We start from the raw sequence: 24,533 nt of genomic DNA, 5'->3' as shown, positions 1-24,533 counted from the left end.
TTATCGCGATGATCTACGGTGTCTCCCTATTAGATACAGCTGCGTACTCTACGACGGCGATCCCTTCCCTCCAGAGACAGGACGTGCCCCATGACCGAGAAATCCGCGAGCGTGAGCACCGCGACGATGCGGCGGATCCTGCCCGCGGAGATGGTGGAGCGCGGGCGCAACCCGTTCGATCCGCCGCCCGGCCTGCGGGGACAGGGCGCGGTCCGGCCGGTGGAGCTGCTCAATGGCGCTCGGGCGTGGCTGGTGACGGGGTTCGAGGAGGCCCGTACGGTGCTGTCGGACGCGCGCTTCAGCGCCGACAAGATACGCCACCGGGACGCGACGTCGCTGCGGCCGCACGAGCCGGCCGAGGCGAAGGCGGAGCGGGAGGACGGCATCTTCGTCTTCATGGACCCGCCGGAGCACACCCGGCTGCGGCGCTCACTGACGGGACAGTTCACGGTGCGGCGGATGCGGGAGCTGGAGTCGCGGGTGAGGGAGATCGCGGTCGAGCACATCGAGGCGATGAAGGCGGCGGGCGCGGAGGCCGATCTGGTGCCGGCGTTCGCGTTGCCGCTGCCGACGCTGGTCATCTGCGAGTTGCTGGGCGTGGACCACGCCGACCGCGCGGAGTTCCAGGAGCGTACGGCCGTCGGGCTGAACGCGAGCTCGACCCCGCAAGAGCAGGCCACGGCGCGCGCCGAGCTGTACGCGTTCATGCGGCGGCTGGTGGCCGCCAAGCGCTCGACCCCCGCCGACGACCTGCTGTCCGGCCTCGTCCACGACACCGACCCGCCCCTGACGGACGCGCAGCTGGTCGATGTCGCCCTCCTGCTGCTCACCGCGGGCCATGAGACCACGGCGAACATGCTGGGCCTGGGCACGTTCGCGCTGCTGGAGCACCCGGACCAGCTCGCCGCGCTGCGCGCCGATCCGGGCCTGATCGACAACGCGGTGGAGGAGCTGCTGCGGTTCCTGTCGATCCTGCAGCTCGGGGTCAGCCGGGTCGCCACCGAGCCGGTGACACTGGGCGGTGTCGACCTCCCCGCCGGCGCGACCGTCGTGATCGCCACGCCCGAGGTCAACCGGGACCCGCGGCACTGGGACGACCCCGACACGCTCGACGTGCGCCGTCCGCGGGCTCCGCACCTGGCCTTCGGGCACGGGGTTCACCAGTGCCTGGGGCAGCAGCTGGCCCGGATCGAGCTGCGGATCGGGCTGGGCGAGCTGCTCTCCCGCCTGCCGGGTCTGCGCCTGGCGGTGCCGGCCGAGCAGGTCCCGGTACGCGACGAGATGCTCATCTTCGGCGTACGTTCGCTGCCGGTCACCTGGTCGTGAGACGGCCGGCGCCCTGCCGCCACGGCTTACCGTGTCAGGCGCCCGCGCCGCCGTCGACCGGCACGATCGCGCCGGTCACCATCGAGGCACGGTCGCTGAGCAGCCACGCGGCCACCTCGGCCACCTCGCGCGGCTCGGCCATGCGGCCGAGCGGGGTCGCCGCGTTGTTGCGCTCGATGATGCCCGGGGACACCGCCTCCCACGCGTCGATCATCTCCGTGGCGGTGCCGCCGGGGGTGATGCCGTTCACCCGGATGCCCTGGCGGCCCCAGGTCGCGGCCGCGGTCTCGGTGATGCTGTTGAGCGCGCGCTTCATGGCGCCGTACGCGGGGAGGGCGGGGTTCGCGCGCCGGCTGCCGATGCTCGAGGTGTTGACGATGGCCCCGCCACCGTCCCGGAGCATGAGTGCGGCCTCGGCGGTCTTGGTGGTCCAGTGCGCCCGGAAGTTCACCGCGAACTGCTCGTCGATGTCCTCGTCGCTCGTGGTGTCGAGCGGGCCGGGCTGCTGGATCGCCGCGCCGTTGTTGAAGGCGCCGTCGAGCCGTCCGTGCAGCTCCTCCACGCGGTCGACCGCGGCGCGGATGCTCGCACGGTCGGCGAGGTCCATGGTCACCGCGTCCGCGACGCCGCCGTCGGCGCGGATCTCGGTGACGATCCGCTGGAGGGCGTCGGTGCTGCGGGCGGCGAGCACGACGGCTGCCCCCTCGCGGGCGAAGAGCCGGGCCGCGGCCGCCCCGATGCCGCGGCTGGCGCCGGTGATGAACACGACCTTGCCGGTGAGCAGGCCGATGGGTGCGATGTCGATGTCGTTCGTCATGCCGACAGTGTCAGGCCGGCGACCAGGCCGGATGCAGGCACAGACGGTACCAGGATCCAGCGCCGCACAGCGTGCAGACTTGGGGCTATGGACAAACAGGAACTCGGGGCGTTCCTCCGCAGCCGACGCGAGCGGCTCCGGCCGGAGGACGCCGGCCTGCCCTCGGGTCCGCGACGCCGGACGCCGGGTCTGCGCCGTGAGGAGGTGGCGGTCCTCGCGCACATCTCCACGGAGTACTACATCCGGCTCGAACAGGGCAGGGCGCCGCGACCGTCGGGCGAGGTCCTCGCCGGGATCGCCGGCGCGCTGCGGCTCACCGACGCCGAATCCGACCACCTGCACGTCCTCGCGGGCACCGCGCCGAGCGGTGCCGGACTGCATCGGCGCGACGTCCGCCCGAGCATCCTCGCGCTCCTCGAGCGGCTGCCGCAGACGGCCGCCTTCGTGATGTCGGCCGCGTTCGAGGTGCTCGCGTGGAACGACCTCGCGGCCGCGCTGATGGAGAACTTCGCCGATCTCGCCCCGCGGGACCGCAACCTCGCCCGCCGCGCCTTCCTCGGGCCGGCGCGCACCGGCGCCACGCTGTACGGCATCTCCGACGCGGCGGAGTTCCGGCACCACGTCGTCATGGAGCTGCGCTCCACCCTCGCCCGGTACCCGTCCGACCCCGCGGTGACCGAACTCGTCGACGAGCTCCGCGACGCCAGCCCGGAGTTCGCCCGGCTGTGGGGGCGGCACGACGTACAGGCCGCGCCGACGCTCACGAAGACCTTCCGTCACCCGGTCGTCGGGGAGATCACCGTCGACTGCGACACGCTCACGCTCAAGGACCGCGACCAGCACCTCGTGCTCTACAGCGCGCCGCCAGGATCCCCTGGCGCCGAGGCTCTGGCCCTGCTGAACGTACTTGGCGCCGAGGCCGGCGACTATCTGCGGTGACCGGTCGATCAGCTTCCGCGCCGGGCTCGTTCCTGGACGGCCGCGTGCCGCGCCTGGTGCGCACGTCCATCACCCCGATCAAGCCGCGCGAGATGGGCACGCCGTTCAGGCTCCTCGAACGCGGACCCAGTCGCGATTCTCGCGCAGGACGGTGAACCCGGCCGATCGATAGAGCGCTACCGCGGCGTCGTTGGTGGACGGTGTCACGACGGCGACCGCGCTCGCACCCCGATCGGCGAGAGCCGCGCACGCGCCCAGCACGGCATCGCGCCCGTAGCCGTGCCCGCGATGGTCCGGATGCGTGCCGACCGGCTCGAGCGGCCCGCACCTGCCCGCCCCCGCGAACCATCCGGTCGCCGCGACCACGGCACCATGGCCACGCGCACAGCCGACGCTCAACCCCAGGCTCAGGCGGCTCACGGTGGCCGGCGATGGGGAACGCCTCCCGCGCAGGGTTCATCCCCCGTATCCGCGATGGGCCGTGAACCACTTGAACCCCCGCGAAGTGGGGTAGAACGTCCGCCGTGGGATCCACGGTCACCGTCCCCCAGACCCGCACCATGAGCGGCGAGGAGCTGTCCGCCGACGATGCGTGGGAGACGCTGCGCAAGTACGGCGGCTGGCACTTCGTGCATGACTCGTTCATCAGGTTCCGCTACGGCGACGGCATGAGCCACTCGCGGGCGCTGGCCTTCCAGATCTGCCTGGCGATCATCCCCGGCGCCATCGCCCTGGTCGGTTTGAGCGCGGTCACCCACCAGGAGGAGCTGGGCCAGGTGCTGCGGCTCACGCTCAGCGCGCTCGCGCCCGGGAGCGGCGCCGAGGCCGTCATGCAGGTGCTGCAAGGCGGGAACGGCACCCGGGACGAGCTGGCGCTCTGGCTCGGCCTGGCCACCACGCTCGCCGCGCTCGCCAGTGCGATGGCGCAGTTCGAGCGGGGCGCGAACCGGATCTACGGCATCGAACGGGACCGGCCGTTCCACCGCAAGTACGCCAGGGCGACCGTGCTCGCCCTGACCGCCGGGATCTGCATGATCACCGGGTTCACGGTCCTGGTGAGCGGTGGTGAGCTCGGCGACGCGCTGAGCGAGACGTACGGCTGGGGCGACGCAGGCCGCCAGGCCTACGCCTTCGTCCGCTGGCCGCTCGGCTTCCTGCTCGCGCTCGCCTCCACGGTTATCCTGTTCCGGGCCTCGCCCAGGCGCAGGCAGCCCGGCCACACGTGGCTGGCCGCCGGAGCGCTGGTGGCGCTGGGCTTATGGACCCTCTTCACCCTGGCCCTGGCCCTCTACACCGAGTACAACAGCACGTTCGGCGACACGTACGGGCCGCTGACCGCCGTCATGGCGCTGCTGCTGTGGTCGTTCCTCAGCTCGATCGCCCTCTTCCTGGGGATCGCGTTCGCCGCCCAACTGGAGGCCTGCCGGGCCGGCTGCGCCGAGCCCGCACACCCGGACTCCGGCCCCACCGCGGAGGAGGAGCGCGAGCCCCTGGTGGGCGAGGTCGGAACGGCCGTGATCACCGCCGTCGGTGGGCTGGTCGGCCGTCGCCGCAGGCAAAGGCGGGTAAGCCGCCCGGACGCCTGAGCCCCCTGCGCGACGCCGTGGCCACCAGGCAGCAGCCCGGCGCCGCCCTCGACCCGGACGCCTCCACCGGCGTGAGGTCGGCTCCGGCGACGGAGTCGGAACCGAACCTCAGTCGTGGTGGCCGGACCGACCGTCGAGAGGGTGCTGGGTGCATCGCCGCCCTCTATGCACGCGCCCAAGTAGTGAGCAAGTAGATAGTCCACTACGAAACCATCTGCTAGAGTCCTTCCTGTTGTCGCACCTTTCACCCCAGGAGAGACCCATGTCCACGCGTGCCCTCATCGTCGACCCCTCCGCCCCGGCGAGCATCGGTCTCGGGGAGATCGCCGATCCCGTCGCCGGACCTGGGCAGTTGCTCGTCGAGGTGGTGCACGCGTCGCTCAACTACGCCGACCTCAACAACGCCGTCTCCGGACGGATCCCGGCCGGTGCGCCGCTGGGGCTCGACGCGTCCGGGATCGTCCTGGAGGCGGCGGCGGACGGCACCGGCCCGGCCGCCGGGGCCCGGGTCGTGCTCTTCGCGGACGGAGCGTTCGCCGAGCGGGTGGCCGTGGACGTCTCGGCGGTGGCCGAGGTCCGCGACGGTGTCGGCCTGGCGGAGGCGGCGGCGCTGCCGACGGCGGGCCTGGCGGAGGCGGCGGCGCTGCCGACGGCGGGCCTGGCCGCGCTGCGCTCGCTGCGCGGCGCCGGGATCGCCCCCGGCAAGCGCGTGCTGGTGACCGGCGCGTCCGGCGGGGTGGGACGGTACGCCGTGCAGCTGGCCTCCCGGGCCGGGGCGCACGTCATCGCCTCGGTCGGCTCGCCCGCGCGCGGCGACGGTCTGGCCGGTGCGGGGGCCGACGAGGTGGTCGTGGGCCTGGACGGCGTCAAGGAGCCCGTCGACATCGTCGTCGAGACGGTCGGCGGACCGCACCTGGTCGCGGCGTGGGAGCTGCTTGCCCCCGGCGGCAGCCTGCAGTCCGTCGGGTGGACCTCGGGGGAGCCGGCCGTCTTCCCGCCGTACGGGACCGTCGGCCTGCCCAAGACGCTCATGTCCTACGTCAACGAGTTCGGGGCCGCCGATGACCTGGCCGAGCTGGTACGGCTCACCGCCGAAGGCGCCCTGGTGCCCGGGATCGGCTGGCGCGGCTCCTGGGAACGCTTCGCCGAGGCGGCGGACGCGCTGCGTGGCCGGCGGGTGGCGGGCAAGGCGGTCTTCGACGTCAAGCCCCAGGCCTGAGCCGCACGCCCAGGCCGGAGACGGCCACCTCGATGCCGTCCACCGGAGACCGCCACCTCGATGCCGTCCACTGCCGGCAGCAGCCCGAACAGCGCTCCGCGCGGAGAATCCGGATCACGGTCACGCCCGCGGAACACCGCTATAGTGCTGATCGCGCCGGATGCCGGGGTCGTTCTTGAGGGAGGTGTGCAACAGATGCGCAGGACCGTTCAGCAGCGAAGCCGCAGCTCTGTTCCCACCCACCTCCCCAAGCCGGAGACATCGTGTCGATTCGCATCACCCCGCTGACAGACCCCCACCTCACCTCCGCCAGCCGCCGCCTGGCCTGGCTGGCCGCACTGCCCGGCGGTGTCCCCGCCGGATCGGCGTTCCTCCGCCTGTTCACCAGGGCGGGCCAGGAACACCTGGCCGAGCTCGACCTCCAGGTCCACCCGGCCGAGCGGCGCAGCGGCGTCGGGTCCGCCCTGCTGACCACCGCGCTGGCCGCGGCCCGGGAGGAGGGCCGGCGCCGCGTCATCGCGGAGGCGGAGCCCGGTGCGCCGGGGGAGGCGTTCCTGTCGGCACGCGGCTTCCGCAAGGTTCTGACCTTGACCTACGCGCGGCTGCCGCTGGCCGGGGCCGACGTGGCCGGCCTCGAGGAGCTCGTACGCAGCCCGCACCCCGGCTACCGGCTGGCCGCCTGGGACGGAATGGTGCCGAACGAGCTGGCCGAGACGTTCGCCGCGTCCCGCCACGCCATGGACGACATGCCGATGGACGAGGTCGACTACGGCACCGTGACATGGGACGTCGACCGGCTACGCGAAGCGGCGCGGGCGATCGAGAGCCGGGGCGAGCGGCTCCACACCGTCGTCGCCGTCGCCGAGTCGGATGGCTCCATCGCCGGTTTCACCGAGCTGGTCGTCCCCGGGGACGGCAGGGGCGATGCCCAGCACTACGGCACCGGGGTGCTCCCCGCGCATCGCGGGCACGGCCTGGCCCGCTGGATGAAGGCCGAGGCCGTCCGCCAGGCCCGCGAGCGCTACCCGGAGCTCGACGGCCTGCTGACCGACACCGCCGAGGCCAACCGCCACATGCGGGCCGTCAACGACGCGCTCGGCTACCTGCCGACCCACAAGAAGGTGACGCTCCAGCTCGACTTGTGACGCCCCCGGCAGGTCCCGCGTGACCGCGTACCGAGGCGGAGCCGTGGGTGCCGGTCAGCCGCGCGGGGTGAACTGGTTGAGGTTGTAGATGCCGAGCGTCTTCTCGATGTCGGCCACCTGGTTGACGACGCCGGTGAAGCCGGCCGCGCCGAAACGGCGGTGCTCCTCGTCCTCGAAGATGTCGGCCATCTCCAGGAACTCCTTGGTCGGGACCACCTCGCGCAGCGCCGGGAAGACGACGGTGTCCTCGCGGGCCTCGTGCGGCTCGTACATGCGGATGAACGCGCTCATGTCGGCGACGAGACGCTGATGGGCCGGACCGGGGGAGGCCGTGGGCGTGGCGCCGCCGGTGGCCGCGATGATCCGGCCGGTCACGACGCGCCCGCGCCGGTGCTGCAGCAGGAGCACCGGGACGATGTCGGTCAGCTTTCCCGCCTTGACCAGGCGCGGGAACACGTACCGCTCCTCCAGCTGCTCGTGGTAGTCCTCGATGAAGCTGCGGATGATGCGTGCGCCGGCGTTCAGCGCCTGGGCCGGCACCTGCTCGCCGGCGTTGATCCGCCGGATGCCCTCCCGGTAGATCAGCAGGATCCGCTTGAGCACGCCGTGCTCGCGCATCAGATCCTCCGGCGGCGTCACCGGCGCCTGGTCCACCTCCTGGGTCGCCTCCGGCGTCGGCGACGCCGGAGGGGACTCGGCGCCCGTCATCGCGCGCATGCCCTCCATGCTCCCGCAGCCCGCCACGACCAGGCCCCCGGCCAGGACGGCGGGCAGCGCCAGCGCGTCACGCCTGCGCACCGCCGGCTGCCGGGCGTCCGTACTGTCTGCCATCACCGTCACCACCTCGTCCTCGCGTCCCCCGGGGGACCGGTCACACCTTCCGAGCCCTTCCCGCGGGCAGGCCATTTGAGGGAATCGCCCGGGTAATGCTTGTCTCAGGCGGCTGCGGCACGATGGCCGGAGCGGTCAGCCGGCCTGGCCGGTGGGCATGATCGTCACCTGCTGGAGGTTCGCCCGAGGCGGCAGGGTCGCGACGAACCCGACGGTCCGCGCGACGTCCTCGGGCGTCAGCCACTCCATCGCCTCCTTGGAGCCCTCCAGCCAGGCCAGCGCCCCCTCGTCGGTGACGTGGCTCTGCAACTCGGTGCCGACGATGCCCGGCTCGATCGCCGAGACCCGCACGTTCTTGGCGCCCAGCTCGGCCCGCAGGTGCCGGGACAGGTGGGTGACGTACGCCTTGGTCGCCGAGTAGACGGCGAAGTTCGGGAAGATGTTCTGCGCCGCGATCGAGGAGGTGTTGATCAGGTCGGCGACCCCGCGCTCGGCGGCGGTCGCGACGAGCTGGGGGGTGAAGGCGCCGATGACGTTCATCAGCCCGGTGATGTTGAGGTCGATCTGGCGCTGCCACTGGTCGGTGGCCAGCTCCTCGATCGGGGCGGGGAGCATGACGCCCGCGTTGTTGAACAGCAGGTCGGCGCCGCCCAGCTCGGCGGCCACCCGGTCGGCGGCGGCGCGCACGGCGGCCGCGTCGGTCACGTCGGCGGCCAGGGCCAGGGCCCGGCCCCCGTCCCGCTCGATCCGGGCGACCAGGTCGGCCAGCCGGTCCGCCCGCCGGGCCAGGACGACGACGTGCGCGCCGAGTCCGGCCAGATGCTCGGCCGCGGCCTCGCCGATGCCGCTGGAGGCGCCGGTGACGACCGCCACGCGGCCGGCGAGGGGACGGGCAAGGGTCTGCGTGGTCATGGTGCACACCTTTCGGGGTGATTGACGGGTACGCGGCCGGTCGCCGCGCTTCCTCATCCAGCACACCAGCCGCCACCATCCCCGCGGGGCGCCCGACCATGCCCTGACCGGGCAGGTGCCCGCGAGGCAGGTACTGGCAGGGCCACCCAGCCGGGTCGGGGCACCCCCGGGCGTGGCCACAATGGGGGTATGGATCGCAGTCGCGAGCTCGCCGACTTCCTGTGCTCACGCCGTGCCCGGATCACCCCCGACCAGACGGGGCTGCCCGCCGACGGCCGGGCCAGGCGCGTGCCCGGCCTGCGCCGCGACGAGGTCGCCCGGCTGGCCGGCGTCAGCACCGAGTACTACACGCGTCTCGAGCAGGGCCGGGCCGGCAACCCTTCCCCCGAGGTCACCGAGGCGCTGGCACGTGCGCTGCAGCTCGACCTCGCCGAGCGCGAGCACCTCAACGACCTGCTGGCCCGCTCCGCCCGCCGGGCCCCGATCGCGCCGCAGCGGGTCCGGCCGGGGCTCCACCTGATGTTGCGGACGCTCGATCACGTGCCGGCGTTCATCGTCGGCCGCCGTACGGACATCCTGGCCGCCAACCGCCTGGCCCGCGAGGTCCTGACCGACTTCGACGCCCTTCCCGTGCCGCAGCGCAATCTCGCCCGCTACTACCTGCTCGACCCCGAGGCGCGCACCCGCACCGGCGACTGGGAGCGCATCGCCGCCGAGACCGTCGCCATGCTCCGCCTGGAGGCCGGCCGCTACCCGCACGACCGCCGGCTCGCCGACCTCGTCGGCGAGCTCACCCTGCGCTCGCCGGAGTTCAGCTCGTGGTGGAACGATCATCGCGTGCTGCGCCGCACGCACGGCTCCAAGGTCTACCACCACCCCCTCGTCGGCGAGCTCCACTTCTCCTACGAGTCGCTCCAGCCGCCGGGTGACAACGACCAGACCCTGTGCGTCTACAACGTCGAGCCGGGTTCGGAGACCGCCCAGGCGCTCCAGCTCCTCGCCAGCTGGACGGCGCCGCGGCAGGACCCGGTGTCATAGAGCCGCCTCCTCCCGGGCGAGCAGGCGGGCCAGCTCTCCTGGGTGCGTGAGGTGCGGGTGGTGCCCGGCGCCGTCGATCGTGGTCACGGGCTCGTTCACGGGCACGGTCAGCGGGTCGGCCGATCCGACGACGATCTCCACGGGGACGCTCACCCGTTCCAGGGTCCGGCGGAGCTCGTGGCGGGTGGCGTGTGACGCGCGCAGCGCGGCGATGACGCGGCGGGCCTGGCCGCGCCGGGCGAGTCCGGCCACGGCGGCGCGTACGGCAGGGCCGTCCGGGACGCCCAGGGTGCGGGCCAGTCGGGGCGCGGACATGCGGCGCAGCAGGGGTGCGGCGAGCCTTGAGCGCAGCGGCCGAGGTGCGGGGGCCTGGAGGAAGGCGGGGGAGACCAGCACCAGCCGGGACAGCCGGTCCGGATGGGCGGCGGCGTAGCGCAGGGCGGGGCCGCAGGCCAGCGAGTGCGCGACGAGCACCGGCCGGGTCCTGACCGGGCTGAGCAGGTCGGCGAGCCAGGCGTCCACGGGGCCGTTCCCCGGGGCCGATCTGCCGAGTCCGGGCAGGTCGGCGGTCAGCACGGGGGAGCCGAGCCGGTCGATGACGGGCTCCCAGGAGTCGGAGTCCAGCGGCAGGCCGTGCAGGAGCACGTGGCCGGGCTCCGCACGGTTCCCGGCGACCCAGGTCGAGGTGCCGGCCACCCGCTGGTACCCGTACGGGCGGCGCGGTGCGGGGGTCGCGCCGAAGCGGGTCGCCACCAGGTCGTCGGCCCAGGTCCTGAGGGTGGCCTCGACGGGCGGCGGCCGCAGGCCGCTCCGCTCGGCGAGGGCCCGGGCGAGCGCGGTGTCGTACCGGTCGGGCGACAGGAACGTCAACGTCTCGGGATCGGCGCCGGTCAGGGCACGGGGGAGGCGGCGCAGCAGCCCGACCGGGATCGTACGCCGGGGCGCCCGCACCCCCATGTGCTCGGCGAGGAGCCCGATCAGCTCCGGCAGGACCGGCGTCCGGTCGTCCAGGATCCAGTAGGCGGCCCCCCGGCTCTCCTCGTGCGCGGGCAGGCCGGCCAGGAAGGCCGCGAGGTAGCCGACGTCGACCACGGGGACGAACACCTCGGGGCCGCCGGGGACGGCCGGCAGCCGCCCGTGCCACAGGTCGGACACCAGGGCCGCCAGGCCGACGTACTGGCCGGGGCCGATGGCCGTGGCGGGGTTGGCGAGGGTCAGCGGGACGCCGCGCTCGCGGGCGCGCGCCCGCAGGGCCGTGTCGCCCTCCTTCTTGGACGCCTCGTACGCGCCCAGCCGGTAGTCGGGCGGGTCCCCCTCCGGGCCGCTCACCCGGTAGCCGCTGACGTGCACCAGCCGGCGCAGGTCCGCCAGGGAGGCGGCCCAGTCGAGCACGTTCAGGGCGCCGGTCACGTTCGCGGCGCGCGCCTCCGCCACGGTCAGGCCGAACGCGTAGCGGCCGGCGCAGTTGTAGACGTCGCGCACGGCCGTCAGGTCGGCCGCGGCCAGGCCGAGATCGGGCCGGGTGATGTCGGCGCCGACGACGGTCAGCCCGTCCAGCGGGACGTCCTGGCCGGTGAGCCACGACGTGAGAGCGTCGCCGCCGGTCCGTACCGCCGCGGCGACCACGTGGCCGCGGCGCAGGAGTTCGGCGACCAGTGAGCGCCCGATGAAGCCGGCGGCGCCGAAGACGATCGAGTCGGGTCGCATGAGCGGCTCCTTAATAGATCGGTCTACATATTTTTTGGGCAGGCGAACGCGAACCTCCGGCGAAGCACCGTCAGAGGGCCAGGAACGCGGTGATCTTTCGTGTGACGCGGTCGAGCGGATCCCGGCTGCGGTGCGTCCTGGCGAGCAGGAGCGCGCCCTCGACCAGGGCGAGCACGGTCGTGGCGAGGTCGTCGGGGTCGGGATGCCCGTCGGCGGCCAGCCGGTCGCGCAGGGCGCCCTCCCACGAGTCGTACACCTCGGCGCAGACCTCCTGGAGCGGGTCGTCGGTGGCCGCCATCTCCAGGGCGACCGTGGCCACCGGGCATCCCTTGCGCCAGCCCGATGCCTCCAGCCGGTCGCCGAGCAGGCCGAGCACGCCGGCGACCAGGGCGGCCGCGTCGGGGGCCGAGCCCGCCAGGTCGCGCACGGCCTGGTCGATCTCGCGGCCGGCCCTCCGCAGCGCCTCGGCGACCATGGCGTCCTTGCCGCCGGGGAAGTGGAAGTAGAGCGAACCCCTGGGCATCCCGCTGGCCGCGATCACCTGGTTCAGCCCGGCGCCGTAGTAACCACCCGACTCGATGAGCTCCTGGGTCGCGTCGAGCAGTCGCCCGCGTGTCTCGTCACCCTTCCGTCCCATGCCGAAGAAACTAGACCGGTCTTCATATTTCCGCAACCCCGACCGCTTGACGTTCACCCACCCGGGCCTTGGGCAGGGGATTGCCTACCTCCCGGCATCGTCAAAGGAGAGGGTCAGCATGACGAGAGGATTCCCACCGGCCGGCCTCGTCGAGCCGTCGTCTCGCGGCTACCTGTACGCCGGCCTGAGCGTCGATCCGCCCGGACGGGCACCCTTCGTACGCCGGAGCAGCCGCCGCGGCGAGGTGATCGGCCAGTGGCGCGAGCTGGCGGAGAGCATGACCGGCGTGCCCGAGGTGGTCGGCGCGACCGTCTACGAGGCGGTGCTGATCCCGCCGATCGCGGGCGGCCCGCGCTTCGACGTCATCATGCTCGTGCAGACCACCTCGGTGGAGACGCTCGCGGCCGTTCCGATCGAGAAGCTCCAGGCCGAGCTGGTCATGCCGGCGCGCAACGTCAGGCGGATCGGCGACATCGACGCGAAGGCGCCGGGGACGTACCTGTTCAACCACTTCACCGCGCCGGACCCGGAGGCTGGGGTGGCGGCGTGGGAGCGGCTGGCGGGCTGGTACACGTTCAAGGCCGGCGTGGACAACTCGGCGCTGCTGCGCCCCGTCGAGGACCGGGGGCCGTTCGCGTTCGTCAACCACGTACGGCTGCCCGGCAGCGCGCCCACCTTCCTGCTCAACCAGTTCCTCAGGCCCAGCTTCCACCGCTACGTCAGGGCCACGCTGAAGGCCAACGGCATGGTCGCCATGCCGATCCTGTGCCGTCCCGCCTGATATGGTGTAGAAGAACTTTTTGAAGCCTTCTCGGCCGGACCTTGTCCGCCGGGGAGGCTTTTTTCATGCCCGCACTCGGACGGGCGTCCCTTTCTCCAGCGAACACGTAAGGCTGATCATGACCGCACTGACGAGCCCCGCCGCGGCGGCGGGCGACTGGAAACTCGGCGACCTGACCGTCAACCGGATGGGATTCGGCGCGATGCGCCTGACGGGCAGCGTCGCCTTCGGCCCCGGTGCGCCGGGCGACCGGGAGCGGTCGATCCGCGTGCTGCGGCGCGCGATCGAGCTCGGGGTCAACCACATCGACACCGCCGCGTTCTACTTCTCGCCGCTCCTGTCGGCCAACGAGCTGATCAACCGGGCACTGGCCCCCTACCCGGACGACCTGGTCATCGTCACGAAGGTGTGGCCGGCCCGGGACCCGTCCGGCGCATGGTGGTGGGCCACGCCGGAGCAGCTGCGCGGGCAGGTCGAGGAGAACCTGCGCCAGCTCGGCCGCGACCACCTCGACGTGGTGAACCTGCGCGTACCGCCCAGCCGGAAGGGCGGCTCGATCGCCGAGCACTTCGGCGCCCTGGCCGGGCTGCGCGACGCCGGGCTCATCCGCCACCTGGGCGTCTCCAACGCCACGCCGGAGCAGCTGGCCGAGGCCCGGTCCATCGCACCGGTGGTCTGCGTGCAGAACCCCTTCGGCGTCGGCGCGCCGCCCGACGCGCGGGAGCTGCTGCGCAGCTGCGCCGAGCAGGGCATCGCCTTCGTGCCGTTCTTCGCGATCGCCGGCGCCGGGCGCGAGTCGGGCGCGACCGCGCCCGAGCACGACGCCGTGCTCGCCGTCGCCCGCGCGCACGGCGTGACACCCGCGCAGGTACGGCTGGCCTGGACGCTGCAGCAGGGGCCGAACGTGCTGGCCATCCCGGGCACCGGCAATCCCGACCACCTCGCCGAGAACGTCGCCGCCGGGGCGCTGCGGCTGTCCGACGACGAGATGGCGACCCTGCGTTCCCTCGGGTAGGTGTCGAAACCCGGCCTTCGGTTCCGACCTGTGCATTGAGGGCGCCCGGAGCCGGGCACCGCGACAGGTGAGGAGCCGACCATGAGATACCTGCTGCTGATCTACAGCAACCCGCTGGCCTGGGGTCACCCGGCGTTCCTGCGTGCGGCCGAGGCCCAGGACATGTCGCCGCAGGAGCGCGACCGGATGAGCGAGCAGTTCGAGACGCTGCTCAAGGAGATCACGGAGTCCGGGGAGCTGATCAGCGCGGAGGCGCTGGCCGACCCGGTCAACACCAGGACCGTCAAGGTGCGCGGCGGGGTGCCCGTCACCACCGACGGCCCGTACGTCGAGGCGAAGGAGCAGCTCGCCGGCTACTTCGTGATCGACTGCGAGACCCCTGAGCGGGCCGGTGAGATCGCCGCCCGATTCCCCGACGCCAGGTTCGCGGCCGTCGAGGTGCGTCCGATCATGAACCTGTCCGCCCCGGAGATGTGACGGCCGAGGAGGAGACCGCCCGGGGTCTCAGGCGGTCTCCTCCGACATGCGGGCGCCGATGGTCCGGATCGCCCGGCGCACGACCTCCGCCTGCGCCGGTGCGAGGTCCTCGAGGAACGGCTCCACGGTCTGGGGATCCCAGCCGGCCTGGCCCGGCGGAAGGTCGGCCATCATGTGCTCCATGCTGAAGTCGGCCAGCATCTCGGCCAGCGGCGCCACCCGGGGATCACCGGGCTCGGCCTCGGCCAGCTCGTCGAGCCTGCGGTAGAACTCGTGCCCGCGCGCCGTCGCCTCGGGGTCGGCGGTCAGCGTGTCGAACATCGTGAAGGCCCGCTGCCGGTCGGGCGCGGTGGCCATGCTGTCCATCAGCACGAGCAGGTCGCGGTCCCAGGCCGCCGACTTGGACGCGGGAAAGTGGATCTTCCGCAGGAAGGCCACCAGGTCGGGCGAGGAGGTGTCGTCGGGGCCGAGCGCCCCGGCCTCGGCCTGCTGCAGGACCTGGGCCAGGCGGGCTCGCCTGAGCTGGATCTCCCGCTCCTGGGCGGCCAGGTCGGCGTCGATCTCGGCGAGGATCTCGGGCAGCTCCCTGGAGCGGTCGTCGGCGATCACGTCGCGCGCCTCGTCCAGGCTCAGCCCGAGCTCGACCAGGCGGCGGACGCGGGCCAGGGCGATGGCGTCGCGCATGCCGTATTCGCGGTAGCCGTTGGCCAGGCGCGGCGGCTCCGGCAGGACGCCCTGGTGGTGGTAGTAGCGCACTGTCCGGGTGGACACCCCGAGCAGCGCGGCGAGCTCTCCGATCCGCATGCCTCCAGTTAAGACGTTGACGCCACGTCAACGTCAAATCGGGCGCAGGGCCTTGAGCGTGAGCTCGACCAGGGCGTCGGCGTATTCGGGGGTCAGCGGCCCGGAGCGGAGCAGCCAGCGCTGGTAGAGCGGCGCGTACAGCAGCTCCAGCGCCAGGTCGAGGTCGGCGTCGGCGGCGATCTGCCCCGCGCGCTGGGCGCTGCGCAGGCGGGCCTTCTTGGCCTCGTCGACCGGGGCGGCCAGCTTCTCCCGGTATTGTGCCGCGAGGTCGGAGTCATCGATGATCTCCATGTTGAGCGCCCGGATGGGCGCCTCGAAGGCGGGATCGGCGAACTCCGCCACCGTCGCCCGCATCACCGCCTTGAGGTCGGCCTCGATGTCGCCGGTGTCCGGCAGCGCCACGCCGTCCTCCGCCTCGCTGAGCGCCAGGAACGCGTCGAACACCACGGCGCCCTTGGACCGCCACCAGCGGTAGATCGTCTGCTTGCCCACGCCCGCCCGCGCGGCGATGGCCTCGATCGACAGCTTGGCGTATCCGACCTCCGACACCAGCTCGCGGGCCGCGGCGAGGATGGCCTGGCGGGAGCGCTCGCTGCGGCGGGAAGGGTCGGGCTGCCTGGACATGCGGGTCAGCATAGCACCGGAACGAGACGATACGGTCCGTCTTCCATGGGGCTGAATAATTAAGTGGCACGCCCCCGTCGTGCACCGTTAATGTCGAACACATCGAACCTCCGGCAAATCGAGGAAAGGCCAGTCATGCTGATCGCAGCCGCCACGCTCCGAGCGGAACGGTGTCGCCACCGCCGTGCCGCGGCGCTCGGCTGCGCCCTCCTCGGGCAGGCTTCAGGATAAATCCGCAGAGGACTTGTCCCGAGGCCGCCCGGTGCACACCAGGCGGCCTTTTCTTTTCCCCGTTCCCGGAACCGGGCGGCGCATTTTGACAACTCCACAGCGGAACACCAAGGGCTGATGGTGAAAAGGCATCACACCTGCCTTGCAAGCAGGAGTTCGGGTTTCGAGATCCCGTCGGTCCACGAGCCGCTCCGCGGCTCTTCCTCGCGTCCGTGGCCCAATGGCAGAGGCACCGGCCTAAGGAGCCGGACGGTGCGGGTTCGAATCCCGCCGGACGTACGCACGCATGCCCCGTTGGTCCAGCGGTCAGGACGCCCGGCTTTCACCCGGGAAATCGCCGGTTCGAGTCCGGTACGGGGTATCTCGGCCCTATAGCTCAATGGATGAGAGCGCCGGCCTACGAAGCCGGGTCTGTTGCAGGTTCGAGTCCTGCTGGGGCCACTGAATTTCCTCCCCTTTTCATGGCGCGGCAGCAAGGGGTGGCCCGGCGCAGTTCGCGGGTGCGGAGGCAGGCCTGCAAAGCCCGTCCGTGCGAGTTCGACTCTCGCCTGCGTCTCGAAGAGTGTTCCGCTGCGGAGTCACGTCCGGCTTGACAGCTCTGCGGGGTTATGGGCGTAATGGCCGTCGCGTCGCGTGTCGCCGCCGGGAAGACGGACGGGGCATGGAGGCGCCGTATTCAAGGGGATGACGCCATGGCCACTCACACCATCGGTCGTGCCTGAGCACACCGCGCCCGCGCGTCGTCCCATGCCTTCGGCGGTGTCGTAGCACCCGCACGTTCGGCATGCCCGTGCGGGTCGCCCATGTCATCGACACCCCACCCGCAAGGAGCCAGAGCTCAGCATGCCCAACGACTTCAACCAGCAGATCATCGACGAATTCCGCGCCAACCGGGGCCAGGTCGGCGGCCCCTTCGACGGAGCCCGGCTGCTCCTGCTGACCACCGTCGGCGCCAGGACCGGCACCCCGCACACCACGCCGCTCGGCTGCCTGCCCGACGGTGACCGCGTCCTCGTCATCGCCTCGGCCGGCGGCTCGCCCCGTCACCCCGCCTGGTACCACAACCTGCTCGCCCACCCGCAGGTCACCGTCGAGACCGGCCTGTTCACCTATCAGGCCAAGGCGGTCGTGCTCGAGGGCGAGGAACGCGAGCGCCTGTTCGCCCGCGCCGTCGAGGCCGACCCCGGCTGGGGCGCGTACCAGGACAGCTCTGGCCGCACCCTGCCGGTGGTGGCGCTGCTGCCGACCGACTTCGGGCCGCCCACCGGGTCCCTGGGTGAGGCGCTGGTCAGGATGCACGACGGCTTCCGCCGGGAGCTGGCCCTGATCCGCAGGGAGGCGGCCACGTCCGGGCCACGCCTGACCGCGCAGCTGCGCGTCACCTGCCTGACCATGTGCCACGGCCTGGAGGTGCACCACTCGCGCGAGGACGGGTTCATGTTCCCCACGCTGGAGCAGCGCTACCCCGAGCTGGCCCCGGTGATGGCGCGGCTGCGCGCCGAGCACGAGGTGGTCGCCCGGCTGCTGCGGGAGCTCCAGACCCTCCTGGCCGCCGAGGACGTCGCGCCCGAGGCGCTGCTCGGCGAGGTGGAGCGGCTCACCCGGGAGCTGGAGGCCCACCTCGACTACGAGGAGGAGCAGCTCGTAGCGCTGCTGAACTGACCGCACCGGGGGCGCCTCTGTGACAAGAGGGACAGGTGGGACGTATGCTGGAACGGCGTCCGGGCCCGGCGCCACATCCAGCTCGACCCCCTCCCGCATGCCCGCCAGGGCGGAACGTAGTTCCCGGGAACTAGGCAGGTCAGTGCCCGCGCGTGATGTGCCGGGCAGTGGCCCGTTCCTACGCTCTGGCCTGTGCTCAAACGTCTGATCCCGGCCCTGCTCGCGCTCGTGGCCGTGCTCGCCTGGGCGGCTCCCGCCGCGGCGCACGGCCGCAGCGGCGAGGCCGACGTCCGCTTCGCCCAGACGATCGCCGGCATGGAGCTGACCGTCGTCGTGCGGGCGAGCCCGCAGGTGCCGGCCCCGCTGCAGGTGGACGTGGTCGCGCACGACCCGGGGCGGGGCGGCAGGGTCGATCTGGCACTGCGCCCGCTCCAGGCCGGCGGCTCCTCCTCCGGGACGACGCTGGTCCGGGCCGGCCGGCCCGGCATGTATCCCGTGGTCCTGGCGGTGGAGCGGGTCGGCCCCCACGAGCTGGAGGTGCGGGCCGGCGGGGAGCGGTCGGTGCTGCCGTTCGACGTGCTGGTGCCGCGGGCGCCGCTGTGGGAGGTGGTCGTCCACGCGGCCTTCGCCTGCGCGGCGGTGGCGCTGATCGGGGCCCTGGCGGGCGCGGCGCTGTCGCGGCGGGCGCTCGCCGGTGGCTGCGCGGTCGCGTTCGTGGCCGCGACCGTCGTGGCGTTCACGGCGGGCGGCCTGTCCCCGTGGTTCGCGCCCGCGGTGCCCGAAGGAGCGCCGCCCGCCCCGGTGTCGGAGCGGCTGCTGGGCAGGCCGAACGCGCAGCCGCTGATCGAGGTGCTGCCCGCGCGGCCGGCGCGGCGCTCGGAGTTCCTGCTGCGGGTGGCGCTGTTCGACGGCTCCACCGGCCGGCCCGCCGACGACCTCGCCGAGCATCACGGCGCGCTCTCGCACGTCGTGGTGAGCAGCCTGGACGGCGCGTACTTCCGTCACGTGCACCCGCTCCGCACCGCCCCCGGCGTCTACGAGGTGCGGCTGCGGGCCGGGGAGGCGGGCCGCCACCTGGTGCACGCCGAGTTCGAGCGGACCGGGGCGGGCGGGCAGCTCGTCTCCGGCGCGTTCACCGTGGGGCCGGGTGAGCCGGAGAACCCGCTCGTACGGCACGATCCGCCGGACGGGCCGGCCGTCGAGCCGGCGCGGCCGGTGGCCGGGCGGCCGGTGACCCTCACCCTGGACACCGGCGTCACCGGGCTGCAGCCGTGGCTCGGCATGGCGGGCCACCTGATCGTACGCACCCAGGACGGCGGCTATCTCGGCCACGTCCACGAGGCCGGCTCCATGGCGGCGGACGGGGAGCGCGTCCCCGACGAATCGGTCGCCCGCTACGGGCCGCGGCTGCGGTTCACCTTCAGCTTCCCGCGGCCCGGCCGCTACCTGGCCTGGATCCAGTACGCGAGGAACTACGAGATCGTCACCGTGCCGCACGTCATCGAGGTCGCGGCCGAAGGGAGCCCTCGATGACGTGGCGCCGCCGCGCGTACCTCGTCCTGCCCGTCCTGCTGGTCGCCGCCGGGATCCTGTGGATCGCCCGCGGCGGCGCCGCCCCCGGCCCGGTGCAGCTGACGGGCAGGGGCGGCCACTACACGGTCGTGGTCGCGCTCGAGCCGGTCACCGGCCCGGTGGAGGTCGGGATCGAGATCGACCCGGCCTCGCCCGCGCAGGTGTCGGTGTTCGCGGTGATGCCGCACATGGGCCACACCACCCCCGAACTCGCCGCCCGCGACGACGGCACCGGCCGTTACGTGGCGCGCGGCGAGCTGTTCACCATGACCGGCGCCTGGCAGCTCGGCATCCGCGTACGCGGCGGCCCGGGCACCGAGGTGATCACGGTCAACACGCTGGTTGGAGAATAGGAGACGCCGTTCATGGCGACACAAGCGACAAACGCGTTGCCGGCCGTCCACGACGTGCCGCGCCGGGAGGTCACCGGCGCCTGGTTCCTGATGTTCGGTTACGCCACGCTGCTGACCGGCATGGTGTGGGACGGGCAGTGGCACGGCGACGTCGGGCCCGACGACTTCTGGACCGCACCCCACCTGCTGCTCTACTCCGGCACCGGGATCATCGGGCTGACCTGCCTGACCGTGGTGCTGCTCTCGACGTGGGCGCGGGGGCCGGTGACGGGCACGCCGTCGGTGACGGTGTTCCGGACGTTCCGGGCACCCTGGCCGTTCCTGGTGGGCGGGCTCGGCGCGTCGGGCAACCTGCTGTACGCGGGGGCCGACCTGTGGTGGCACGAGGTGTACGGCTTCGACATCGCCGCCGGGGCCACGCCGTCGCATCTCGGGCTGGGGCTGTCCATCCAGGTGGAGATCTTCGCCATGGTGATGGCGTTCGCGGTGCTCCGCCGTACGCGTGCGGAGCGGTGGGGGCTGGCGCTGGCCGTCGGCCTGGCCACGATCGGCTCCACCTCGGCCTTCGGCATGGTCTCCGAGCTGCTCTTCGACTGGCTGCCCGGGCTGGCGCCGCGCGTGCTGGGCCTCGGTGCGGCGGGCGCGCTCACCCTGACGCTCATCGTCGGTCTCACCCGTGGCTGGCACTGGCCGGCCGCGGCGGGCCTGGCGTTCCTGGGCGTGCAGGGCGCGCTGGCGCTGTTCGCGCCGGCCGCGACCCGCTGGTACGCCGACGCGATCGGCCAGCCGATGCGCGACTACGCGGCCAACGCGCCGCAGGCCCTGATCGGGTTCCCCGCGACGTTCCCCCTGATCGCACTGGTGACCGGTGGGGTGGTGGCGTGGGCCGTGCGGCGCGGCGTGAGCCCGATCGTGATCACCGCGGGGGTGGGCGCGCTCGTCGGCGTCAACACCACGCTGTTCTACGCCGCCCTGGGCATGGAGATGAGCCTGCCGGTCACCCTGCTCGCCGCGGTCGCCGCCGGGGCGGGCACGGGCTGGGTGAGCTGGCAGTGCGCCGTCATGTTGCGCCGCTTCGGCGTGCGTACCGGTGCGGTCGCCGGGGCGGTGACCGCGTGAGGCGCCTGCCGGCCCTCGTGGCCGCCGTCGTGGCCGTCGTCGTGGCGGTCCTGCTGACGGGCACGGGCCCGGCCGCCGCCGCGCCGCCGCTGCCGGGTGAGATCGTCCACACCGAGACCGTTCGCATGAGCGACGCGTCCGCGATCACCGTATCGTTCACTGAGTGGCCGGTACGCGCCCTTCAGTCGCTGGACTTCACCTTCGAGCCGACAGGCGGGGTCGAGGGGCGTACGGGGCTGGTCACCACCGTCTCACCGGCGGGCGACCGCAGGGGGCTGAAGGGCATCGTGCTCCAGCGCCGTGGCGACACCATCGTGCTGCCACGGCATCCCCGGGCCCGGCAGGTGTGGGGGCTTGACGTGGTGTCGCTGCCGGAGGAGGGCACGTGGCGGTTCGAGTTCGCCGTGGAGGGGCCGGACGGGACCGCGACGGGGGTGCTGCCGATCCGGGCGATCGGGCAGCCGGGCCCGCCGCTGCCGCTGAGCTGGACGATCGCGCTGGTGCCGTGGGCTCCGGTCGTCCTGCTGCTGGCGGCGGGCTGGATCCGCACCCGGCGGATCCGGCTGGGAACGGCCCCCACCTGGAGCACCTGAGCGGCTCCGGCCCGGGACGCCCGAGCGGGCCTGAGCGGCGGGTTCCCCGGCTGGAGTGGCTGAGTGACGGGCTGCTGGCCATCCTGCCGCCCCTCGTCGGCTGGCTGATCGGGCTGGCCGGCGAGCTCGGCGGCCGGATCGCCCTGCTGCTGGCCCTGGCCTGCGCCCAGTCGCTGGCGCTGATGTGGTCGCGACGCTTCCCGCTCACCGTGCTGGGCGTGGTGATCGGCCTGGAAGTGGCGCTGGCCCTGATGAAGATGCCGGTCCTGGTCGCGCCCCTGGTCGCCGCGTCCCGTCTGGGGGCCTGGGGCCGGGGGGACCGGCGGGTCTTCGGCGTGGTGGCGGTGCTGGCGCTGCTGCTCACCGGCCTGCCGGTCACGCTGCTGACGATCGGCGACCCGCTGCGGGTGGTGGCCGTGTACACGGCGATCGCGGTGCTGTTCGTCGGTTTCTGGGCGGTGGGGCGGGTGGACGGGCGGCAGCGCGACCGCATCCGCGAGCTGCAGGCCCGCTCGCGGCTGCTGGAGGAGGAACGCGCCGAGGCCGAGCGGCGCGCGGCCGAGCGCGAGCGGGCGCTGCTGGCCAGGGAGTTGCACGACATCCTCAACCACTCGGTGACCACGATGGTGGTGGACGCCGAGGCCGGGGCCGACACCGGCGAGGGGATGGAGGAGACGCTGCGGCGGGTGGCGCGTACCGGCCGGGAGTCGCTGGCGGAGCTGCGGCGGCTGCTCGGCGTGCTCAGGGAGGCGCCGCCCGGCCACAACCCGCTGGCGCCGCCGCCGAAGCTGGACCAGCTCGACGCGCTGGTGGCGGCCGCGCCGCCGGGTGGGCCCCGGGTGCTGCTGGCACGCCGGGGAGAGGTACGCCAGGTGGACGCCAGCATCGAGCTGGCCGCCTACCGCGTGGTGCAGGAGGCGCTGACCAACGTCGCCAGGCACGCGGGGCCGGTGGAGGTGCGGGTGCTGCTGGACTACGCGCCGGCGCGGCTGACGATCCGGGTCACCAACCCGGTGCGCGACACGGCGGGGACGATCGGGAACGGGGCGGGCGTGGGGCTGATCGGCATGCGGGAGCGGGTGGAGCTGCTGGGCGGCTCCGTACGGGCGGGCAGGGACGGCGGCGCCTTCGAGGTGTGCGCGACGCTGCCGCTGCGGAGCGGGTCGTGACCGGCATCCGGGTCCTGGTCTGCGACGACGAGCAACTGCTGCGGGAGGCGCTGGTCCGGCTGGTGGGCGCGGCCGAGGACCTGAGCGTGGTGGGCGCGGTGGGCGACGGCGCCGCGGCCGTGGCGGCCACCGCCGAGCAGCGCCCGGACGTGGTCCTGATGGACATCCGCCTGCCCGGCATGGACGGCATCGAGGCCACCCAGCGCATCGTGGCGCGGGGCGGGCCGTCGCGGGTGCTGATCCTGACGACGTACGACCTGGACAGCTACGTCTACGCCGGGCTGCAGGCGGGGGCCAGCGGGTTCCTGCTGAAGGACGCGCCGGGGGAGCGGATCCGCGACGGCATCCGGATCGTGGCCTCCGGCCAGTCCGTGCTGGCGCCGGAGGCGACGACCCGGATGATCGAGGCGTTGCAGCCCCTGCTGCCCACCGACGAGGACCGCGCGCTGCTGGCGGCCGCCGAGCGGCTGACCGACCGGGAGCGCGAGGTGTGCGAGCTGATCGCGCAGGGCCTGTCCAACGACGAGATCGCGGCCCGGCTGGTGATCAGCCGCTACACGGTGAAGGTGCACGTGTCGAGCGTCCTGACCAAGCTGGGGCTGCCGGACCGCGTCCACGTGCTGATCTCGTGGTCGCGGTTGCGCGGCCTGCGCCGGTGACCTCGCGTCGGCCGGTCACCAGGTGACCGGCAGCCGGTGCACCCCGTAGACGAACGCGTGCTCGCGGAAGGCGATCTCCTCGGCCGGGACCGCGAGCCGGAGCTCGGGAAAGGCCCTGAGCAGGGCGGTGAAGCCCACCCTCATCTCCACCCGCGCGAGCTGCTGCCCCAGGCACTGGTGCACGCCGTGACCGAAGGCCAGGTGGCCGATGGCGGGGCGGGAGACGTCCAGCTCGTCGGGGTTCGGGAAACGCCCGTGGTCGCGGTTGGCCGCGGGAAGGGAGAGCGTCACCACCTCGCCCTCCTTGATCACGTGGCCGTCGATCTCGATGTCGGCCAGCGCGCCGCGCGAGATGCTGGCGTGCACGACGCTCAGGTAGCGCATCAGCTCCTCGACCGCGCCGTCGATCAGGCCGGGATCCTGGCGCAGGCGCCGGAGCTGGTCGGGGTGCTCCAGGAGGGCGAGGGTGCCCAGGGAGAGCATGTTCGCGGTCGTCTCGTGGCCCGCGACCAGCAGCGTCATGCCGAGACCGGTCATCTCCTCGTCGTTCAGCTCGCCGCCGTGGGCCAGGTCGCTCAGCAGGTCGTTCCCCGGCCGGGCGCGCTTGTCGCGTACGAGCTCGGACATGTAGCGGATGAGCGAGGCTCCGGCGGCGGCCACCTCGTCGGGCGCGGTGTCCAGGTTGAGCAGGCGCCGGCTGTCGTGCCGGAAGGTCTTGCGGTCCTCGTACGGCACGCCGAGCAGCTCGCAGATCACCAGGGACGGGATCGGCAGCGCGTACGCCTGGACCAGGTCGGCCGGCGGGCCCTGGCGGCGCATCTCGTCGATGTGCTGTTCGGCCAGCTCTTCGATGCGGGGTTCGAGCTGCTTCATCCGGTGCACCGTGAACTCGCCGATGAGCAGCCGCCGCAGCCGCGTGTGCTCGGGCGGGTCCATCCGGCTGATCATGCCGGGTCCGGCGCCGGCGAGGCCCGTCTTGACGGGGTCGGTGAGGACGGCGGTGCGCCGGTTCTCCGAACGTGAGCTGAGCCGGGGGTCGGCCAGCAGGGCGCGGGCCGCGTGGTAGCCGGTGACCAGCCAGCCCTCGTGCCCGTCGGGATAGATCATCCGGCTGATCGGGCGCTCCGCGCGGAGCCGGGCCAGCTCGGGCGGCGGGTCGAACGGGCACCGGCGGTCGCGGTCGATGGGCAGGCCATGCGGGACGGGAATTGCCTCGGTCATGTCGCGTCAGCTCCTGGGAGGGAGGTCCGTGGTCCGGGCACCTGCCATTCACTCATGAGCGCGCTTCCGGCGAGAGACCACCGAAGTCTTCAGTCC

General features: G+C 73.0%; 25 protein-coding genes and 5 tRNA genes. 21 read left to right on the top strand and 9 right to left on the bottom strand.

Annotated elements, in window-relative coordinates; all coding sequences use genetic code 11:
- The first annotated feature begins 90 nt into the window (after nucleotides 1-90).
- Nucleotides 91-1,326: a cytochrome P450 gene (locus ACBJ59_RS23650; RefSeq protein WP_375112398.1), complete on the top strand. Its 1,236-nt coding sequence runs from the start codon at nucleotides 91-93 to the stop codon at nucleotides 1,324-1,326.
- A 34-nt stretch (nucleotides 1,327-1,360) separates the two neighbouring features.
- Here ACBJ59_RS23650 and ACBJ59_RS23645 read toward each other — a convergent pair whose 3' ends face one another.
- Nucleotides 1,361-2,143: an SDR family NAD(P)-dependent oxidoreductase gene (locus ACBJ59_RS23645; RefSeq protein ID WP_375112397.1), complete on the bottom strand. Its 783-nt coding sequence runs from the start codon at nucleotides 2,141-2,143 to the stop codon at nucleotides 1,361-1,363.
- 87 nt (nucleotides 2,144-2,230) lie between these two features.
- On the opposite strand from ACBJ59_RS23645, the gene ACBJ59_RS23640 reads away from it, so the two are divergent.
- Entirely contained in the window at nucleotides 2,231-3,082 is an 852-nt protein-coding gene (locus ACBJ59_RS23640; RefSeq protein WP_375112396.1) for a helix-turn-helix transcriptional regulator, read from the top strand.
- Nucleotides 3,083-3,187: 105 nt separating this feature from the next.
- On the opposite strand, the gene ACBJ59_RS23635 is transcribed toward ACBJ59_RS23640, so the two are convergent.
- Nucleotides 3,188-3,502 carry a GNAT family N-acetyltransferase gene (locus tag ACBJ59_RS23635; RefSeq protein WP_375112395.1) on the bottom strand — a complete coding sequence of 105 codons (315 nt, stop codon included), beginning with the start codon at nucleotides 3,500-3,502 and terminating at the stop codon, nucleotides 3,188-3,190.
- Nucleotides 3,503-3,606: 104 nt separating this feature from the next.
- Here ACBJ59_RS23635 and ACBJ59_RS23630 point away from each other — a divergent pair, with 104 nt between their 5' ends.
- The 3 genes from ACBJ59_RS23630 to ACBJ59_RS23620 all read left to right on the top strand — a co-directional run bounded on the left by ACBJ59_RS23630 (nucleotide 3,607) and on the right by ACBJ59_RS23620 (nucleotide 7,032).
- Nucleotides 3,607-4,668, top strand: a complete 1,062-nt coding sequence (locus ACBJ59_RS23630) for a YihY/virulence factor BrkB family protein (RefSeq protein WP_375112394.1) — start codon at nucleotides 3,607-3,609, stop codon at nucleotides 4,666-4,668.
- Nucleotides 4,669-4,930: 262 nt separating this feature from the next.
- Nucleotides 4,931-5,887, top strand: coding sequence for a zinc-binding dehydrogenase (locus ACBJ59_RS23625; RefSeq protein WP_375112393.1), 957 nt, complete (start codon nucleotides 4,931-4,933; stop codon nucleotides 5,885-5,887).
- 263 nt (nucleotides 5,888-6,150) lie between these two features.
- Nucleotides 6,151-7,032, top strand: coding sequence for a GNAT family N-acetyltransferase (locus tag ACBJ59_RS23620; protein WP_375112392.1), 882 nt, complete (start codon nucleotides 6,151-6,153; stop codon nucleotides 7,030-7,032).
- 54 nt (nucleotides 7,033-7,086) lie between these two features.
- On the opposite strand, the gene ACBJ59_RS23615 is transcribed toward ACBJ59_RS23620, so the two are convergent.
- Both ACBJ59_RS23615 and ACBJ59_RS23610 read right to left on the bottom strand, forming a co-directional pair.
- Entirely contained in the window at nucleotides 7,087-7,863 is a 777-nt protein-coding gene (locus ACBJ59_RS23615; RefSeq protein ID WP_375112391.1) for a hemerythrin domain-containing protein, read from the bottom strand.
- A 135-nt stretch (nucleotides 7,864-7,998) separates the two neighbouring features.
- Nucleotides 7,999-8,775: an SDR family oxidoreductase gene (locus tag ACBJ59_RS23610; protein WP_375112390.1), complete on the bottom strand. Its 777-nt coding sequence runs from the start codon at nucleotides 8,773-8,775 to the stop codon at nucleotides 7,999-8,001.
- Nucleotides 8,776-8,964: 189 nt separating this feature from the next.
- Between ACBJ59_RS23610 and ACBJ59_RS23605 the strand changes: the two genes are divergently transcribed.
- Nucleotides 8,965-9,813, top strand: coding sequence for a helix-turn-helix transcriptional regulator (locus tag ACBJ59_RS23605; RefSeq protein WP_375112389.1), 849 nt, complete (start codon nucleotides 8,965-8,967; stop codon nucleotides 9,811-9,813).
- Here the strand turns inward: ACBJ59_RS23605 and ACBJ59_RS23600 are convergent.
- Entirely contained in the window at nucleotides 9,808-11,520 is a 1,713-nt protein-coding gene (locus ACBJ59_RS23600) for an alpha/beta fold hydrolase (protein ID WP_375112388.1), read from the bottom strand. The two genes, ACBJ59_RS23605 and ACBJ59_RS23600, sit on opposite strands and share 6 nt — an antisense overlap.
- A gap of 70 nt (nucleotides 11,521-11,590) precedes the next feature.
- Nucleotides 11,591-12,157, bottom strand: coding sequence for a TetR/AcrR family transcriptional regulator (locus tag ACBJ59_RS23595; RefSeq protein ID WP_375112387.1), 567 nt, complete (start codon nucleotides 12,155-12,157; stop codon nucleotides 11,591-11,593).
- A gap of 118 nt (nucleotides 12,158-12,275) precedes the next feature.
- On the opposite strand from ACBJ59_RS23595, the gene ACBJ59_RS23590 reads away from it, so the two are divergent.
- The 3 genes from ACBJ59_RS23590 to ACBJ59_RS23580 all read left to right on the top strand — a co-directional run bounded on the left by ACBJ59_RS23590 (nucleotide 12,276) and on the right by ACBJ59_RS23580 (nucleotide 14,430).
- Nucleotides 12,276-12,938, top strand: coding sequence for a hypothetical protein (locus tag ACBJ59_RS23590; RefSeq protein WP_375112386.1), 663 nt, complete (start codon nucleotides 12,276-12,278; stop codon nucleotides 12,936-12,938).
- A gap of 118 nt (nucleotides 12,939-13,056) precedes the next feature.
- A complete protein-coding gene (locus ACBJ59_RS23585) occupies nucleotides 13,057-13,953 on the top strand; it encodes an oxidoreductase (protein ID WP_375112385.1) in 897 nt (298 codons plus the stop codon).
- Between the two features lie 81 nt (nucleotides 13,954-14,034).
- Nucleotides 14,035-14,430 carry a YciI family protein gene (locus tag ACBJ59_RS23580; RefSeq protein ID WP_375112384.1) on the top strand — a complete coding sequence of 132 codons (396 nt, stop codon included), beginning with the start codon at nucleotides 14,035-14,037 and terminating at the stop codon, nucleotides 14,428-14,430.
- Between the two features lie 27 nt (nucleotides 14,431-14,457).
- Here ACBJ59_RS23580 and ACBJ59_RS23575 read toward each other — a convergent pair whose 3' ends face one another.
- The gene (locus ACBJ59_RS23575; RefSeq protein WP_375112383.1) at nucleotides 14,458-15,234 is read right to left on the bottom strand and encodes a MerR family transcriptional regulator; all 777 of its coding nucleotides are present in this window, start codon (nucleotides 15,232-15,234) and stop codon (nucleotides 14,458-14,460) included.
- 33 nt (nucleotides 15,235-15,267) lie between these two features.
- A complete protein-coding gene (locus ACBJ59_RS23570) occupies nucleotides 15,268-15,858 on the bottom strand; it encodes a TetR/AcrR family transcriptional regulator (protein WP_375112382.1) in 591 nt (196 codons plus the stop codon).
- A 342-nt stretch (nucleotides 15,859-16,200) separates the two neighbouring features.
- Here ACBJ59_RS23570 and ACBJ59_RS23565 point away from each other — a divergent pair.
- From ACBJ59_RS23565 to ACBJ59_RS23510, 12 genes are all read left to right on the top strand, one after another.
- Nucleotides 16,201-16,271 (top strand) — tRNA-Ala (locus tag ACBJ59_RS23565).
- Between the two features lie 24 nt (nucleotides 16,272-16,295).
- Nucleotides 16,296-16,368 (top strand) — tRNA-Leu (locus ACBJ59_RS23560).
- A gap of 9 nt (nucleotides 16,369-16,377) precedes the next feature.
- A tRNA-Glu gene (locus ACBJ59_RS23555) sits at nucleotides 16,378-16,450 on the top strand.
- Between the two features lie 4 nt (nucleotides 16,451-16,454).
- Nucleotides 16,455-16,530 (top strand) — tRNA-Arg (locus ACBJ59_RS23550).
- A gap of 45 nt (nucleotides 16,531-16,575) precedes the next feature.
- A tRNA-OTHER gene (locus ACBJ59_RS23545) sits at nucleotides 16,576-16,645 on the top strand.
- 287 nt (nucleotides 16,646-16,932) lie between these two features.
- A complete protein-coding gene (locus tag ACBJ59_RS23540) occupies nucleotides 16,933-17,751 on the top strand; it encodes a nitroreductase/quinone reductase family protein (protein ID WP_375112381.1) in 819 nt (272 codons plus the stop codon).
- Nucleotides 17,752-17,943: 192 nt separating this feature from the next.
- Nucleotides 17,944-19,284 carry a hypothetical protein gene (locus ACBJ59_RS23535; protein WP_375112380.1) on the top strand — a complete coding sequence of 447 codons (1,341 nt, stop codon included), beginning with the start codon at nucleotides 17,944-17,946 and terminating at the stop codon, nucleotides 19,282-19,284.
- On the top strand, nucleotides 19,281-19,676 hold the full coding sequence (locus ACBJ59_RS23530) for a hypothetical protein (protein ID WP_375112379.1): 396 nt from the start codon (nucleotides 19,281-19,283) through the stop codon (nucleotides 19,674-19,676). The genes ACBJ59_RS23535 and ACBJ59_RS23530 overlap by 4 nt, the downstream gene beginning before the upstream one ends.
- A gap of 12 nt (nucleotides 19,677-19,688) precedes the next feature.
- Nucleotides 19,689-20,795 (top strand): hypothetical protein, encoded by a 1,107-nt coding sequence (locus ACBJ59_RS23525; RefSeq protein ID WP_375112378.1) that lies wholly within the window; start codon nucleotides 19,689-19,691, stop codon nucleotides 20,793-20,795.
- Nucleotides 20,792-21,388, top strand: a complete 597-nt coding sequence (locus ACBJ59_RS23520; RefSeq protein WP_375112377.1) for a hypothetical protein — start codon at nucleotides 20,792-20,794, stop codon at nucleotides 21,386-21,388. The genes ACBJ59_RS23525 and ACBJ59_RS23520 overlap by 4 nt, the downstream gene beginning before the upstream one ends.
- Complete coding sequence (locus tag ACBJ59_RS23515; RefSeq protein ID WP_375112376.1) at nucleotides 21,301-22,557, top strand: sensor histidine kinase; 1,257 nt, start codon at nucleotides 21,301-21,303, stop codon at nucleotides 22,555-22,557. Before ACBJ59_RS23520 ends, ACBJ59_RS23515 begins: the two co-directional genes overlap by 88 nt.
- On the top strand, nucleotides 22,554-23,216 hold the full coding sequence (locus ACBJ59_RS23510; protein ID WP_375112375.1) for a response regulator: 663 nt from the start codon (nucleotides 22,554-22,556) through the stop codon (nucleotides 23,214-23,216). The genes ACBJ59_RS23515 and ACBJ59_RS23510 overlap by 4 nt, the downstream gene beginning before the upstream one ends.
- Before the next feature lie 15 nt (nucleotides 23,217-23,231).
- On the opposite strand, the gene ACBJ59_RS23505 is transcribed toward ACBJ59_RS23510, so the two are convergent.
- On the bottom strand, nucleotides 23,232-24,437 hold the full coding sequence (locus ACBJ59_RS23505; RefSeq protein WP_375112374.1) for a cytochrome P450: 1,206 nt from the start codon (nucleotides 24,435-24,437) through the stop codon (nucleotides 23,232-23,234).
- Nucleotides 24,438-24,533 lie beyond the last annotated feature (96 nt).

It is taken from the genome of Nonomuraea sp. MTCD27 (genome assembly GCF_041950495.1).
In the GTDB taxonomy this organism is placed as follows: domain Bacteria; phylum Actinomycetota; class Actinomycetes; order Streptosporangiales; family Streptosporangiaceae; genus Nonomuraea.
This window is presented reverse-complemented; position numbering and strand designations above follow the sequence as displayed.

Bases quoted from the DNA above. Each gene is read 5' to 3' on its own strand.
- ACBJ59_RS23615 (WP_375112391.1), bottom strand. From the start codon at position 7,863: ATGGCAGACAGTACGGACGCCCGGCAGCCGGCGGTGCGCAGGCGTGAC.
- ACBJ59_RS23570 (WP_375112382.1), bottom strand. From the start codon at position 15,858: ATGTCCAGGCAGCCCGACCCTTCCCGCCGCAGCGAGCGCTCCCGCCAG.
- ACBJ59_RS23640 (WP_375112396.1), top strand. From the start codon at position 2,231: ATGGACAAACAGGAACTCGGGGCGTTCCTCCGCAGCCGACGCGAGCGG.
- ACBJ59_RS23645 (WP_375112397.1), bottom strand. From the start codon at position 2,143: ATGACGAACGACATCGACATCGCACCCATCGGCCTGCTCACCGGCAAG.
- ACBJ59_RS23610 (WP_375112390.1), bottom strand. From the start codon at position 8,775: ATGACCACGCAGACCCTTGCCCGTCCCCTCGCCGGCCGCGTGGCGGTC.
- ACBJ59_RS23590 (WP_375112386.1), top strand. From the start codon at position 12,276: ATGACGAGAGGATTCCCACCGGCCGGCCTCGTCGAGCCGTCGTCTCGC.
- ACBJ59_RS23540 (WP_375112381.1), top strand. From the start codon at position 16,933: ATGCCCAACGACTTCAACCAGCAGATCATCGACGAATTCCGCGCCAAC.
- ACBJ59_RS23505 (WP_375112374.1), bottom strand. From the start codon at position 24,437: ATGACCGAGGCAATTCCCGTCCCGCATGGCCTGCCCATCGACCGCGAC.
- ACBJ59_RS23580 (WP_375112384.1), top strand. From the start codon at position 14,035: ATGAGATACCTGCTGCTGATCTACAGCAACCCGCTGGCCTGGGGTCAC.
- ACBJ59_RS23530 (WP_375112379.1), top strand. From the start codon at position 19,281: ATGACGTGGCGCCGCCGCGCGTACCTCGTCCTGCCCGTCCTGCTGGTC.
- ACBJ59_RS23600 (WP_375112388.1), bottom strand. From the start codon at position 11,520: ATGCGACCCGACTCGATCGTCTTCGGCGCCGCCGGCTTCATCGGGCGC.
- ACBJ59_RS23625 (WP_375112393.1), top strand. From the start codon at position 4,931: ATGTCCACGCGTGCCCTCATCGTCGACCCCTCCGCCCCGGCGAGCATC.
- ACBJ59_RS23650 (WP_375112398.1), top strand. From the start codon at position 91: ATGACCGAGAAATCCGCGAGCGTGAGCACCGCGACGATGCGGCGGATC.
- ACBJ59_RS23575 (WP_375112383.1), bottom strand. From the start codon at position 15,234: ATGCGGATCGGAGAGCTCGCCGCGCTGCTCGGGGTGTCCACCCGGACA.
- ACBJ59_RS23595 (WP_375112387.1), bottom strand. From the start codon at position 12,157: ATGGGACGGAAGGGTGACGAGACACGCGGGCGACTGCTCGACGCGACC.
- ACBJ59_RS23525 (WP_375112378.1), top strand. From the start codon at position 19,689: ATGGCGACACAAGCGACAAACGCGTTGCCGGCCGTCCACGACGTGCCG.
- ACBJ59_RS23585 (WP_375112385.1), top strand. From the start codon at position 13,057: ATGACCGCACTGACGAGCCCCGCCGCGGCGGCGGGCGACTGGAAACTC.
- ACBJ59_RS23605 (WP_375112389.1), top strand. From the start codon at position 8,965: ATGGATCGCAGTCGCGAGCTCGCCGACTTCCTGTGCTCACGCCGTGCC.